We start from the raw sequence: 12922 nt of genomic DNA, 5'->3' as shown, positions 1-12922 counted from the left end.
GGAGAGGTTAACCCGACAATCCTCCCCAATCTGTCATCCCGGAAGCGGCGAGCACCGCGAGCCGCTCTCCGGGATCCAGCACAGAGCGTGTCGAAGACACCATGTTAGAGAGAGAGCCGTTGGCCGATCATTATGCTGGGTCCCGGGTCTTGCTTGCTGCGCGCGCTTCGCCCGGGATGACAGCCTATGGGCTACTTCTTCGGGAGTTCGAGGCCCATTTCACGGTAGCGCTCGGGGTCGTCCTGCCAGTTCTGGCGCACCTTGACGAACAGGAACAGGTGCACCGGGCGCTCGAGGATTTCGGTCAGCTCGCGGCGGCTATCCATCGACACCTGCTTGATGGTCGCCCCGCCTTTGCCGAGCATGATCGCCTTCTGACCTTCGCGCGCAACGAAGATGGTTTGCTCGATGCGCACCGAGCCGTCCTTGCGCTCGGTCCACATCGTTGTTTCGACGGTGGACGAGTACGGCACCTCATCGTGCAGGCGATGGAAGATCTTTTCGCGCGTGATTTCGGCTGCGAGCAGACGCATCGGCGCGTCGGTCAGATCATCGGCAGGGTAGTGCCAAGGACCTTGCGGAACGCGGGCGGCGAGATCCTGCTTCAGCGCATCGAGGCCATCACCCTCGGTGGCCGAGATCATGAAGATGCTTTCGAACGAAACGCGGGCCTGCAGCTCGCCGACGAGCGCCAGCAGCTTTGCCTTGTCGTCGAGTTTGTCGACCTTGTTCAGCGCGGCGATGCGCGGCAGCTTGATGTCTTTCAGCTTGTCGAGGATGCGGCCTACTTCCTCGTCGATGCCGCGCACGGCATCAATGACGAGCACGACGATATCGGCATCGCGCGCGCCGCCCCAGGCCGCTTCGACCATCGCCGTGTCGAGACGCTTCTTGGGCGCAAAGAGACCCGGCGTATCGACGAAGACGAGCTGGCTGTCGCCGACGTTGACGATGCCGCGCACGGGCACGCGAGTCGTCTGCACCTTGTGCGAGACGATCGACACCTTGGCGCCAACGAGCGCGTTGACGAGCGTCGACTTACCCGCATTGGGCGCGCCGATGACGGCGATGAAGCCACAGCGCTGGCGCTCGGGGTCGCTCAGGGCACTCTCCTGGTGAGGCTCATTCATGGACTTCGGCTCCGGCAACACCTTCGCGTTCAAGCAGGGTACGGGCGGCGGCCTGCTCGGCGGCGCGCTTCGACGTTCCCTCGCCGCGGGCCGGGGCGCAACCACTGATGCGCACTTCCGAGGTGAAACGCGGTGCATGATCGGGGCCCTTGCGGCTGACCTCGATATATTCGGGCAGAGCGAGCCCCTTGCCCTGGGCCCATTCCTGCAGCGCCGACTTGGCATCGGGGCCGGCGCTGGTCGAATGCTGATCGTCGTATTGGCTGTCCCAGAGATTGCGGACGACCGCGCGGGCCGCTTCGAACCCGCCATCGAGGAAGACGGCGCCGAGAATGGCCTCAATGGCGTCGGCGAGGATGGTGCCCTTGGCCCTGCCGCCGCTGCCGGCCTCGCTTTCCGACAGGATGAGGTGGGGGCCAATGCCGAGGGCGCGGGCGACCCGAGCGCAGGCCTCGCCGCGGACGAGACGATTGAAGCGGCGGGCCAGTTCGCCCTCGTTTGCCGAGGGAAAGCGCTCGATGAGTACCTGCGCGATCACCAGCCCCAGCACGCGGTCGCCGATGAACTCCAGGCGCTCATTGTCGGCGCGCTCGGTCTTGCCACCGCGCATGCTGGCGTGAGTCAGCGCGACCTCGATGAGCTGCTGGTCCTTGAAGCGGTGACCCAGCGCTTTCTCAAGCTCTTTGTATTTTCGCGGTCGCAGGATCACGAGCTGATTTTCAAATGCGGTTGCAGACGCCGAACGGTGTTGGCGCCTGCGTTGACGGGTTGGCCAAAACTAGCGGACCAGCTTGAAGAAACGGTTCCAGCGGATGTCGAAAGGCCAAGTCCAGGGACTCCACCAGCGGAACGCGTCTGGCTCATCGACGGCGGCGGAGAAGAAAATGATCTCGGCGCGGCCGATGAAGTTATCGAAGGGCACGTAACCCACACCCCAGGAGGCGCGGCTGTCGGTGGAATTGTCGCGGTTGTCGCCCATCATGAAGTAATGACCGGCGGGCACCTTATAGGGACCGACGTTGTCGAACGGGCCGTTCTGCTCGGCATCGAGAACGGTGTACTTTACGCCGTTGGGAAGCGTCTCCTCGTAGGCAGGAATGGGGCGCGGAGGGCCGCCGTCCTCCTGAGTGACGAAATCACCGGTGCGCTTGCGCGGCACTTCCTTGCCGTTGATGAAAACAGCACCGCCGCGGACGTCGATCTGGTCGCCCGGAAGGCCGATCACGCGCTTGATGTAGTCGGTGGAGTTATCGCGCGGCAGCTTGAAGACGGCCACGTCACCGCGCTTTGGCTCTGCGCCGAAGATGCGGCCTTCGAACGGGATGATGTTGTAAAACGAGTAGCGGCTGTAGCCGTAGGAGAGCTTCGAGACGAAGAGATAATCGCCGATCAGCAGCGTCTCCTTCATCGAGCCGGAAGGAATGTTGAAGGGCTGGTAGAGGAAGGTGCGCACGACCATGGCAATGGCGAGCGCCTCGATGACGATGAGGAATGTCTCACCCCAGCCGCCTTTTCTTGTATTTGCCGATACGGCCATGCGTCACTCCCGTTGCGTCAGCCCTCGCCGTACGCCCGGGCCGCTATAGCCATTTTGCCGTCTTGGCGCAATTCGCGCCGTTGTATCAGCGCCGCTGCGCTGCAGTGCGCAAATACTGCGGCCGGTCAGCGCCTGTCACCTTTTTCGGGCAGCCCGGAGATAATGACGATTGCCGCGGCAAGCGGGAAATCGTCGGTCAAAGTCAGGTCGATGCGGGCTTCATAGCCTTCGGGGGTGAGCTCGGCGAGAACCTTCGCCGCCCCTCCCGTTAGCCGCAAGGTTGGGCGACCGGAAGGCAGGTTGACGACGCCCATGTCACGCCAGAAGACGCCATGCCGCAGGCCTGTACCCAGTGCCTTGGCGCAGGCCTCCTTGGCCGCGAAGCGCTTGGCGTAGGAGGCGGCGCGCTGTGCGCGGGCCTCAGATTTGCGACGTTCAACGTCAGTGAACACACGGGCAATGAAGCGTTCGCCGAAGCGCTCGAGCGTCTTCTCGATGCGGCGGATATCGATCAGGTCGTTGCCGACTCCGAGGATCACGCCGACCTCGCCTGCCGCGACTCGATGGCTGCCTCGCGGCGCGCTTCTTCCATCAGTGCGCGCATGCGCTCGATGGCACGTGCCAGGCCGCCAAAGATCGCCTCGCCGATGAGGAAGTGTCCGATATTGAGCTCGACGACCTGGGGCAGGCGTGCAATCGCGCCGACGGTGTTGAAGGTCAGGCCGTGGCCGGCGTGCACCTCGAGCCCGGCGGTGTCGGCGAGATCGGCTGCGACAGTGATGCGCTCCAGCTCACGGGCAATGCCCGCCGCGTTGCCTTCAAGGGCGCGCTCGCAATAGGCACCGGTGTGTAGCTCGACGATGTCGGCCCCGATGCGATGCGATGCCTCGATGACCGCCGGATCGGGTTCGACGAACAGCGATACGCGTACGCCCGCGTCCTTGAGGCTGCCCACGATGCGTTGCAGCCGCTCACCTCCGCCGATGACGTTGAGACCACCTTCGGTGGTGCGCTCTTCGCGGCGCTCGGGCACGAGGCAGCAGGCGTTGGGCACATGGCGCAGCGCGATGGCGAGCATCTCGTCGGTTGCGGCCATTTCGAGATTGAGCGGGCGCGTCAGCTCGCTTTTGAGGCGCGCAATATCGTCATCCGATATGTGGCGGCGATCTTCGCGCAGGTGGGCGGTAATCCCGTCGGCGCCTGCTTCCACAGCGATGTGAGCCGCGCGCAATGGGTCGGGGTGGCGTCCCCCGCGAGCGTTGCGGATGGTGGCAACGTGGTCAATGTTGACGCCCAGACGTAGGTAGGCAGGGTTCTGCATCTCGGTAGCCAAATGAACTCAAGCGAGGGGGCGGGTTATTCCGCTGCCGTCGGCGTCCGGTCCATAACCCGCGAGCGCCAGCCGCGAACGAGATTCCGAGAAATATAGTAGACGATCGCCGCGGTGAGCAGTCCGATCGGGATGCTGCCGGCGAGCATGGGCCATAGCAGCGGCCAGAACAGCGACACGGTGGCGTCGAGGAGCTGGGGCGAAGGGCTGAGCAGCGCCGACCAAAGCAGGTTGATGTTGCGCTCGACGGCGGCTGGGTCGAACGAGCCTTCGAGGCCGACCATCTGCAGCCCCATGAAGTAGGTCGACACCCAGATGAACGGCCAGCTTATGGGATTGCCGACAAAGGTGCCGACGATCGCCGCGGGAACGCTGGCGCGCAGCAGCAGTGCCATAATGATGGCCAAGAGCGTCTGCACCCCAAGGAGAGGGGTGATCGAGACGAAGGCGCCGAGAGCGCAGCCGAGGGCAATGTCGTGAGGGCTGGCGCGCAGATCTACGAGGCGGCCAGCGGCAGCGCGCAGTCCGGGCATCCAGCTGGCCAACCGGGACGCCAGCTTCTTTGCCGAGCTCGTCTGGGTGATCGAGCTGCACTGGGACTGCCTACGAGGGTCGAGCAACATACCCTTGAGAACTCCAAATTCCCCGTCGTGCCTGTTCGTTCCCCCGCGTGACAGATTCTCCTATCAATCGAATACTCGCTCAACCTTATTGACCACTGCTTTCTCGCGAAGGCCGGCGATGATGTGGTTCAAATGCACCAGGTCGAGCACCTCCAATTCGATGCGCATTTCGGTAAAATCGGAGGCGCGGCGCACCATGCGGACGTTGTCGATGTTACCGCCGCTCTCACCTATTACTTTGGCTATCTGCGCCAAAGTTCCAGGCTCGTTCAGGGCGGTCACGCTGATACGCGCCGGAAATCGCTGAGGATTATCCGGGTCGACGTCCCATGTGACGTCGATCCAGCCTTCGTGCTCGTACTCGCGCAGACGCGGCGAGTGTATCTGGAAGATGCGGATGCCCTCGCCCGGAATCATCACGCCGATAATGCGATCACCCGGGACCGCGCCCCCGGGCTCGAAGCTGACCGGTAGGTCACTGTTGATCCCGCGGATCGGCAGGCCGGCGGCCTTGACCCCCTCGGCTTCGGCACCGCGGAATTTGATGCTCATCACCCGGTCGAGGTTGAACCAGCCGTCCTGGCCCCGGGCGCGGCCGAAGCCGCGCGTGCGCCGATAGGCCGGCTGTTTCGGCGCATGGTCGAGTGCTTCAGGAATGGTTGCCTTGAGGACGTTCTCGATCGAGAGCTCGTTGCGGCCGACGGCGGCGAGCGCGTCCTCGAGGGATTTGTAGCCGACGCGCGGCAGGGCTTTCTTCAGTTTCTCGTCGTCCAGCTCCTCGCCGAAGCGCTCGAAGTACGAGGCGACGATGCGTCGGCCCAAGGTGGTGTACTGACGGCGGACGGCATCGCGCGCAGCGCGGCGGATGGCTGAGCGTGCGCGACCGGTGACGACGAGATTTTCCCAGGCGGCGGGGGGCGTGTGATTTTTCGCCGTCTCGATCTCGACCTCGTCGCCGTTGCGCAGCTTAGTGTCGATGGGGACATGGCGGCCGTTGACGAAGGCGCCGACCGCTGCGTTGCCGATATCGGTATGCACGGCGTATGCGAAATCGAGCGGCGTCGCGCCGTGGGGGAGCGCGATCAGGCGTCCCTTCGGCGTGAAACAGAACACCTGATCCTGGAACAGCTCGAGCTTGGTGTGCTCGAGGAACTCTTCCGAGTTGGAGCCCTCCAACAGCGTTTCGACCAGGCGACGCAGCCAAACGTAGGGTCCGCTTTCCTTCTCGTAGGTATCGGGCGAGTTGGTCGACGCGTGGCCGTTGAGGTTGCTTTCCTTGTAGAGCGCATGGGCGGCGACGCCGTACTCGGCGACGTCGTGCATGATGCGGGTTCTGATCTGTAGCTCGACGCGCTGGTGGCGTGGGCCGACAATGGTGGTGTGGATCGACTGATAATTGTTCTGCTTCGGCGTCGAGATGTAGTCCTTGAAGCGGCCGGGCACCGTGCGCCACGTGGTATGCGCGACGCCAAGCACGCGATAGCAATCGTCGATCGACTTGGTGACGACGCGGAAAGCGTAGATGTCGGAGAGCTGCTCCAGGCTGATCTGCTTGTTGGCCATCTTGCGCCAGATGGCGTAGGGCTTTTTCTCTCTCCCCTGCACCTCGGCATCGATGCCGACCTCGGCCAGTTTGGCAGCGAGCGCGGCGCGAATTTCCTCCACCAGCCCTTCGTTGGACTTTCTCAACTCGGCGAGCTTGGCGGTTACCGCCTTGTAGGCTTCGGGGTGCAGCCAGCGGAAGGCGTGATCTTCCAGCTCCTCGCGCAGCTTCTCCATGCCCATGCGCGCAGCCAGCGGCGCATAGATGTCGAGGGTTTCCTCGGAGATGCGCTTGCGTGACTCGGGCTTCATGTGCTCGAGCGTGCGCATGTTGTGCAGCCGGTCCGCTAGCTTCACCAGAAGGACGCGGATGTCGCTCGAGATGGCGACCAGCAGCTTGCGGAAGTTTTCGGCCTGCTCGGCCTTCTTAGACACGAGGTCGAGCCGGCGGATCTTGGTAAGTCCGTCGACGAGCTTGCCGATCTCTGGACCGAAGAGCTGGTCGATCTCGGCACGCGTGACGGGTGTGTCCTCGATCACGTCGTGCAGCAGCGCGGTGACGATGGTGGCGTCATCGAGCTTGAGGTCAGTGAGGATGGCGGCGACTTCGAGCGGGTGGGAAAAATAAGGATCACCCGAGGCGCGCTTCTGGTTGCCGTGCGCCTTCATCGCGTAGACGTAGGCGCGGTTAAGCAGCGCCTCGTCCGCTTTGGGATCGTAGCGTAGAACCCGTTCAACGAGCTCGTATTGCCGCATCATGGCCCGCCGCTCCTAGGCCGGCCGCTTCCTGGGAAGTCTGCTGAAGACACCGCCGTCCGGCGGTGCCTCAAGCTCAACGGCCGCGGTCGCGGTCACGCTCGCGGGGACCGCCATTGGGACCGCCGTTGGCGGACGGCTCGGTCGGCGTCATGCTCTCGAGGCCGCGCAGAAGCTGCTCCTCGGTCATCACGTCAACGACGCTGTCGCTCGACTGGTCGTCGCGGCCAAGAACAGGGGCGCGGCGGTCGGGCGGAAGGAGCGGAGCTGCAACAGCTTCCGGCTCGTCGACCTCGACATTCTTCTGAATGGAGTGGATCAGCGACTCGCGCATGTCCTCCGGCGGGATGGTCCGCTCGGCGATCTCGCGCAGGGCAATAACCGGGTTCTTGTCGGCGTTGACCGGCACAGTGACAGAGCTGCCATCGGCGATGGAGCGAGCGCGGTGCGCAGCAAGGAGAACCAGCTCGAAGCGGTTCGGGACCTTGTCAACGCAATCTTCGACAGTCACGCGTGCCATGAGAGCGACACCCCTTTGGGAAAAGGACGGATCAATTCGGGAATCAGGCTAGGGCCGTGACAATGCGGCCGACGGCACCGGCCGTCTCTAGTCGCATGAAAACCCGCGGGAAGCAAGTCGAGCAGGCAATTGTTCGCGTGCCAACCGCCGTGGGATGTGCTTAATCAGCCTGCTGACAGCCAACAATGCTTGCGTTCCAGGCGGCTCATTTTGCTGCCATCCGAACTTGAGCGTAAGTTGCTGCGTTATGTTAATTGTGGGGAGCGGGATCGCAGCTATACTTTGGTGTGCTTCACATTGTCGCTAAAAATTGAGCAGATCTAATGGTTTGCATGGCAGTGAAAATGGATAGAGTCGCATCGACCAGCCGGACGCTATCGCGCGGCGTGCCCCTCCAATCCTGAATACTGTGACGGCCATTTCTTGCCGACACGCGTGGCCCTAGGGTGAACGAATGCATTTCTATCAAACCGAACGCATAGCCCTCTTCGTCGATGGCGCTAATCTCTACGCCACAGCGAAATCATTAGGCTTCGACATCGATTACAAGCGGCTACTGGCCCTCTTCCGGCAAAAGGGGCAGCTTGTTCGGGCGCTCTACTACACGGCTCTTGCCGAGGATCAGGAGTATTCCTCGATCCGTCCCCTCATCGACTGGCTCGACTACAACGGCTTCACGATGGTCACGAAGCCGACGAAGGAGTTCACGGACGCCTCGGGTCGCCGGAAGATCAAAGGCAACATGGATATCGAGCTCACCGTCGATGCCATGCGCCTTGCACCGAACCTCGATCACATCGTGCTGTTCTCTGGCGATGGTGATTTCCGCAGCCTCGTCGCCGCACTTCAGCAGACAGGAAAGCGGGTTTCGGTCGTCTCGACGCTACAGACCCAGCCGCCCATGGTCGCTGATGAGTTGCGTCGCCAAGCAGACCAGTTCGTCGACCTTGCCGATCTCGAGCAGCTGATCTGCCGTGACCCTGCTACGCGCTCCGGGCGCGAAGGAGGCCGTTCGTTCGGCAGCGGCGGCACCCGAGGCGGCGCCGGATATTCCTCGCGGGAGGCGGCGGCGCCCTTCCAGGATAACGATGACCTCTCCGAAGAGGTCTGACGGGTATCCGGCCGATGGCCGTCACGGGGGCGAAGTACAGTCCGGAGGCACCTAGGCTTTGTGGGCTGTGCCCACGGCTGGTGCAATTCCGCGAACTGAACCAGCAAAAGTCGCCTGACTGGTTCAACGGCGCGGTGCCTTCTTTCGGAGATGAGCGCGGGCGCCTGCTCATTGTCGGGTTGGCGCCCGGATTGAATGGCGCCAACCGCACTGGGCGGCCTTTCACCGGCGACTATGCCGGCGACCTGCTCTACGCGACCTTGCTGAAGTTCGGCTTCGCCAAGGGGCGGTATGATGCGCGTCCAGATGACGGGCTGCAGCTCGTCGATTGCATCATCTCGAATTCGGTTCGGTGCGTGCCGCCGCAGAACAAGCCGACGCCGAGCGAAATCGCGACCTGCGGCGGCTACCTGCGCGCACGCGTCGAAGCTCTGCCAAACATCTCGGTGATGATCGCGTTGGGTCGCATCGCGCATGATGCGGCGCTGACAGCGCTGGGAGAGCGTAAGTCGCAGTTCCGCTTTTCGCACGGGGCTCATCATGTCCTGAGGGACGACCTCAGCCTCTTCGACAGCTTCCACTGCTCGCGCTACAACACCAATACACGTCGCCTCACACCAGAAATGTTCCATGCGGTATTCGCGAAGGCTCGGGCTGCGTTAGAGCTAGCCACTGTCACGCGCAAGAAGCGATAAACCACCGCACGCGCCGACGGGCTTCCGCCGTATCGACGGCGATGTTATCTGAGCTGTCGCTGGTTATTTGTCGCCCGCAGCAGGAGAATGGAAGATGGCGCTCGACATCGCTCCCGAAAAGGTGGCGCACGTCATTATCAAAGCCCGCGAATACGACGCGAAGGTCGGTGCGTGGGACGATTCTCCCGAGGACGGCGACGCCGAAGAGGATCCCAGCGCGATCCTCGAAGACTATGCCAACGATCCGACGCGCGCCGAGCTTGCCAGTTTCATCGAGCGGCTCAACTATGATGAGCAGGCGAACCTCGTCGCGCTGATGTGGGTTGGGCGCGGGACATACGAGAAGGAAGAGTTCGACGAAGCGGTCGACACGGCTCGGTCAGAGCGCATCAACGCAACCGCGAACTACCTGCTCGGAATTCCGCTTCTGGCAGACTATCTCGAAGAGGGCCTGGAGAAGCTGGGCTACTCAGTCGACGACGTCGAAAGCGATGTCCTCTGACTTGTTGGTGACGCGAGCTGAAGCAAGCGTTGTCTGCGGATAGGTTTCACCAGCCGATAGCCGCGCCTTGGGCGCGGGACCCCTTGGGTCCTTGCCGCCTGCGGCGGCGGTCTCTCTGAGGTGACGCGAGCTGAAGCAAGCGTTGTTCGCGGATAGGCTTCACAGCCGAAAGCCGCGCCTTGGGCGCGGGACCCCTTGGGTCCTTGCCGCCTGCGGCGGCGATCTCTCTGAGGTGACGCGAGCTGAAGCAAGCGTTGTCTGCGGCCACACTCGCGTGTCCTAAGACGAAGCGGCAGCGCGGCGCTTTTCATCGAGCCAATTGAGAACCTCGCGCGCATGCGCCGCTGGCGTCGAGACCGGGTAGAACGTGTGGCTGATGTGGCCGTCGCGGATCAGCATAGTCAGCCGCTTGAGATAGAGCGCCCCACCGGCTTCGAACACCGGCAGATTGAGCGCTTCTTTCAGCTCGAATCTTTCATCGCTCAGCAAGGGAAACGGCACAGCGAGACGCGTCGCCAGCTCGCGGTGATGATCGGAGGACTGCGTGGAGATACCGAACACCTCGATCCGCTGAGCGCGGAATTTCAGGTAATGGTCGCGGAAGCCTTCCGTTTCTGGCGTGGAGCCGTGGGCGCCGGGGATGCTATCCCAGCCAACCGGGTCATTGAATCCGGGGCGCCCTGTCCAGGGATAGACGTAGACAACCGCCACGCCGCGCCTGGCGCTGAGATTGACGGTGCCACCCCGGTTCGACGGGAGCGAGATGTCGGGCAGCACAGCGCCGGGTACCAAATGGCCCGCGGCGCCATCGTCTGGCAGCGCTGCCTCCTTGGTGTCGATGGTCGTCATCCCCTCTGCGCTCTCAACCAGCTCAAGACGTCTGCCGCGTTCCGATCGGGCGGGAACACCGGATAGAACACACGCGCAATTATGCCGGCCTCGAGGATCAGCGTCATGCGTTTCAGCAGTGTCCTGCCTTCGATCAGCATGACAGGAAGACGTAACGCGGTCGTGAGGCGCAGCGCCGCATCCGAAAGAAGCGGGAACGTCAGGTGAAGGCGGGACGCCGCCTCGCGCTGGTAGGCCGTGTCCTGTGTCGAGAGGCCGAAGACGGCGGAAGCGCCTGCCGCCAGAAGATCGCCATGGTGGTCGCGAAAGGCACAGCTTTGCGGCGTGCAGCCGCGCGCACCGGGGATCTCGTCCCAACCGGCAGGGAGCGGGGCGTCCGGGCGGCCGGTCATCGGATAGGCGAAAACCACGACGGGGCGCGAGGGTTCAGCTCGCGAGAGCCGGGCCAGCGAGACCTCTGTACCATCGGTGGCCGGCAGGGGTATGTCGGGGAGTTGGCAACCTGCGAGGTGACTGGCCGCCCCGTCGTCCTCGGGCACCGGCAGTCTCGACCAGTCGACGTCGGTCAGAGGCATTCCCTGCCCGCTTGCCATCAGCCCTTCTCGCGCATCAGACGCGCTTTTTCGCGGTTCCAGTCACGCTTTTTTGCCGTCTCGCGCTTGTCGTGCAGTTTCTTGCCCTGGGCCAAAGCGAGCTTCAGCTTGGCGATGCCGCGCTCGTTGAAATAGAGCTCGATCGGCACGATGGTCATGCCCTGGCGATCGATGGCAATGGCGAGCTTGTGGATCTCCTTGGCATGCAGCAACAGGCGACGCTTGCGGCGCGGCTCGTGCTGGAAGAAGCGTCCGGCGCCCTGGTATTCGGGGATGTAGGCGTTGATCAGCCAAAGGCCGCCCTCTTCGACGGAGGCATAGCTCTCGCCGATGTTCGACTGGCCACGGCGCAGCGACTTCACCTCCGTGCCGGTCAACTGCAGACCGGCCTCGTAGGTTTCGGTAAGGAAGAATTCGTGACGGGCCTGCCGGTTTTCAGCGACGATGCGGCGGCCGCCATCATTTTTGGCCGCCATGGCCTTTCAACTCCGGATCAGCGCGCGACTATTCGGCAGCGCGCGCTTGGGTGAGGCCGACGCGCGCCATGGCGGCGTCGACGATACGTTGAGAAGCTTGGCTGATCGGAACCAACGGCAAGCGCATCTCGGCTTCGCACAGCCCCAGAAGGGAAGCTGCATATTTCACAGGGCCGGGGTTCGCCTCGCAGAACATGGCATCGTGTAACGGCATCAGGCGATCCTGCAGCGCGAGAGCCATCTTATAGTCACCGGCGAGGCAGGCATTCTGGAAATCGGCGCATAGCCGCGGGGCGACGTTGGAAGCCACCGAGATGCAGCCATGGCCGCCGTGAGCCATGAAGCCGAGCGCGGTCGCGTCCTCACCCGAGAGAAGCTTGAACTCGGGGCCCATGGCGAGACGCTGCTGGGAGGCGCGTGCGAGGTTGGCGGTCGCGTCCTTGACGCCGATGACATTCTTCAGTTCGTAGCAGCGCGCCATGGTGTCGACATTCATGTCGACCACGGAGCGGCCCGGAATGTTGTAGATGACGATGGGAATATCAACGGCGTCATTGATCGCCTTGTAGTGCTGATAAAGCCCTTCCTGGGTCGGCTTGTTGTAATAGGGGGTCACGACCAGCACCGCGTCGGCGCCGACGTTGGCGGCGTGCTCGGTAAGCTCGATTGCCTCGGCAGTCGAATTGGAACCGGTGCCGGCCATGACTGGGACGCGGCCCTTGGCGGTCTCTACCGTCAGCTCGATGACACGCTTGTGCTCGTCATAGTCCAGCGTCGGGCTTTCGCCCGTCGTTCCGGCCGGAACCAATCCGTGCGTGCCCTCACTAATCTGCCACTCGATGAAGCGACGGAATGCTTCCTCGTCCAGCTTTCCGTTCTTGAACGGAGTGATCAGTGCGGTGAGCGATCCCTTGAACATGTGCCCATTACCCTTGAGCGTTCAGCTCTTCCTAACTTTGCCCGTGCGAGGGGTTTGAACGGGAAAAGTACCCTGGCGCCTTGCTGTCGCCGCATCGGGCGGCATGCTTCAGCGCCTTGTCCCTTACGGGGCTGCTTGATAGGTATATTCCGCGCTGTGATGGTGGAGTCGCGGCGCCCTGTCGAGCGGGACATTAGGACCTTGCTTTGCGCCCCGCAACCCGCCCGGGTCGGTGGCGACCGTGGAAGGACGGATCTTTGCCCGAGACGCAGCGCAGGCTATCCCGGTCACTCTCCAACGGGCCGCTTCTCGTCCTTGGCGCACGGAAGCCGATTCGCA

15 protein-coding genes are annotated in these 12922 nt (G+C 63.1%); 3 read left to right on the top strand and 12 right to left on the bottom strand.

The genetic code is table 11. From position 1 onward, the window contains the following. Positions 1 to 191: 191 nt before the first annotated feature. The 8 genes from era to rpoZ form a co-directional block, all read right to left on the bottom strand. Positions 192 to 1130 carry a GTPase Era gene (gene era / locus ACP15D_RS01480; protein WP_424955800.1) on the bottom strand — a complete coding sequence of 313 codons (939 nt, stop codon included), beginning with the start codon at positions 1128 to 1130 and terminating at the stop codon, positions 192 to 194. Then, entirely contained in the window at positions 1123 to 1839 is a 717-nt protein-coding gene (gene rnc, locus ACP15D_RS01475; RefSeq protein ID WP_424955799.1) for a ribonuclease III, read from the bottom strand. Before rnc ends, era begins: the two co-directional genes overlap by 8 nt. A 69-nt stretch (positions 1840 to 1908) precedes the next feature. Then, entirely contained in the window at positions 1909 to 2667 is a 759-nt protein-coding gene (gene lepB / locus ACP15D_RS01470) for a signal peptidase I (RefSeq protein WP_424955798.1), read from the bottom strand. A 125-nt stretch (positions 2668 to 2792) separates the two neighbouring features. Further along, on the bottom strand, positions 2793 to 3206 hold the full coding sequence (gene acpS, locus ACP15D_RS01465) for a holo-ACP synthase (protein ID WP_424955797.1): 414 nt from the start codon (positions 3204 to 3206) through the stop codon (positions 2793 to 2795). Then, positions 3203 to 3988, bottom strand: coding sequence for a pyridoxine 5'-phosphate synthase (locus ACP15D_RS01460; protein ID WP_424955796.1), 786 nt, complete (start codon positions 3986 to 3988; stop codon positions 3203 to 3205). Before ACP15D_RS01460 ends, acpS begins: the two co-directional genes overlap by 4 nt. Before the next feature lie 35 nt (positions 3989 to 4023). Then, positions 4024 to 4530 (bottom strand): DUF2062 domain-containing protein, encoded by a 507-nt coding sequence (locus tag ACP15D_RS01455; protein WP_424955795.1) that lies wholly within the window; start codon positions 4528 to 4530, stop codon positions 4024 to 4026. A 153-nt stretch (positions 4531 to 4683) separates the two neighbouring features. Next, positions 4684 to 6921, bottom strand: a complete 2238-nt coding sequence (locus tag ACP15D_RS01450) for a RelA/SpoT family protein (RefSeq protein ID WP_424955794.1) — start codon at positions 6919 to 6921, stop codon at positions 4684 to 4686. Between the two features lie 73 nt (positions 6922 to 6994). After that, positions 6995 to 7438, bottom strand: coding sequence for a DNA-directed RNA polymerase subunit omega (gene rpoZ / locus ACP15D_RS01445; protein ID WP_424955793.1), 444 nt, complete (start codon positions 7436 to 7438; stop codon positions 6995 to 6997). Between the two features lie 454 nt (positions 7439 to 7892). Here rpoZ and ACP15D_RS01440 point away from each other — a divergent pair, with 454 nt between their 5' ends. The 3 genes from ACP15D_RS01440 (at position 7893) to ACP15D_RS01430 (ending at position 9746) form a co-directional block, all read left to right on the top strand. Then, entirely contained in the window at positions 7893 to 8549 is a 657-nt protein-coding gene (locus tag ACP15D_RS01440) for an NYN domain-containing protein (RefSeq protein ID WP_424955792.1), read from the top strand. A gap of 14 nt (positions 8550 to 8563) precedes the next feature. Then, a complete protein-coding gene (locus ACP15D_RS01435; RefSeq protein ID WP_424955791.1) occupies positions 8564 to 9244 on the top strand; it encodes a uracil-DNA glycosylase in 681 nt (226 codons plus the stop codon). Between the two features lie 94 nt (positions 9245 to 9338). Beyond that, positions 9339 to 9746: a DUF3775 domain-containing protein gene (locus ACP15D_RS01430; protein ID WP_424955790.1), complete on the top strand. Its 408-nt coding sequence runs from the start codon at positions 9339 to 9341 to the stop codon at positions 9744 to 9746. Positions 9747 to 10025: 279 nt separating this feature from the next. Here ACP15D_RS01430 and ACP15D_RS01425 read toward each other — a convergent pair whose 3' ends face one another. The 4 genes from ACP15D_RS01425 to dapA are packed head-to-tail and all read right to left on the bottom strand — an operon-like array spanning position 10026 to position 12583. Further along, positions 10026 to 10595 carry a peroxiredoxin gene (locus tag ACP15D_RS01425; RefSeq protein WP_424955789.1) on the bottom strand — a complete coding sequence of 190 codons (570 nt, stop codon included), beginning with the start codon at positions 10593 to 10595 and terminating at the stop codon, positions 10026 to 10028. Continuing rightward, positions 10592 to 11188, bottom strand: coding sequence for a peroxiredoxin (locus ACP15D_RS01420; protein WP_424955788.1), 597 nt, complete (start codon positions 11186 to 11188; stop codon positions 10592 to 10594). Before ACP15D_RS01420 ends, ACP15D_RS01425 begins: the two co-directional genes overlap by 4 nt. Beyond that, positions 11188 to 11664 carry an SsrA-binding protein SmpB gene (smpB, locus tag ACP15D_RS01415; protein WP_424955787.1) on the bottom strand — a complete coding sequence of 159 codons (477 nt, stop codon included), beginning with the start codon at positions 11662 to 11664 and terminating at the stop codon, positions 11188 to 11190. The genes ACP15D_RS01420 and smpB overlap by 1 nt, the downstream gene beginning before the upstream one ends. Positions 11665 to 11692: 28 nt before the next feature. Continuing rightward, the gene (dapA, locus tag ACP15D_RS01410; protein ID WP_424955786.1) at positions 11693 to 12583 is read right to left on the bottom strand and encodes a 4-hydroxy-tetrahydrodipicolinate synthase; all 891 of its coding nucleotides are present in this window, start codon (positions 12581 to 12583) and stop codon (positions 11693 to 11695) included. Positions 12584 to 12922 lie beyond the last annotated feature (339 nt).

The sequence above is a fragment of the Hyphomicrobium sp. 1Nfss2.1 genome, assembly GCF_965243865.1.
Lineage (GTDB): Bacteria > Pseudomonadota > Alphaproteobacteria > Rhizobiales > Hyphomicrobiaceae > Hyphomicrobium_A.
This window is presented reverse-complemented; position numbering and strand designations above follow the sequence as displayed.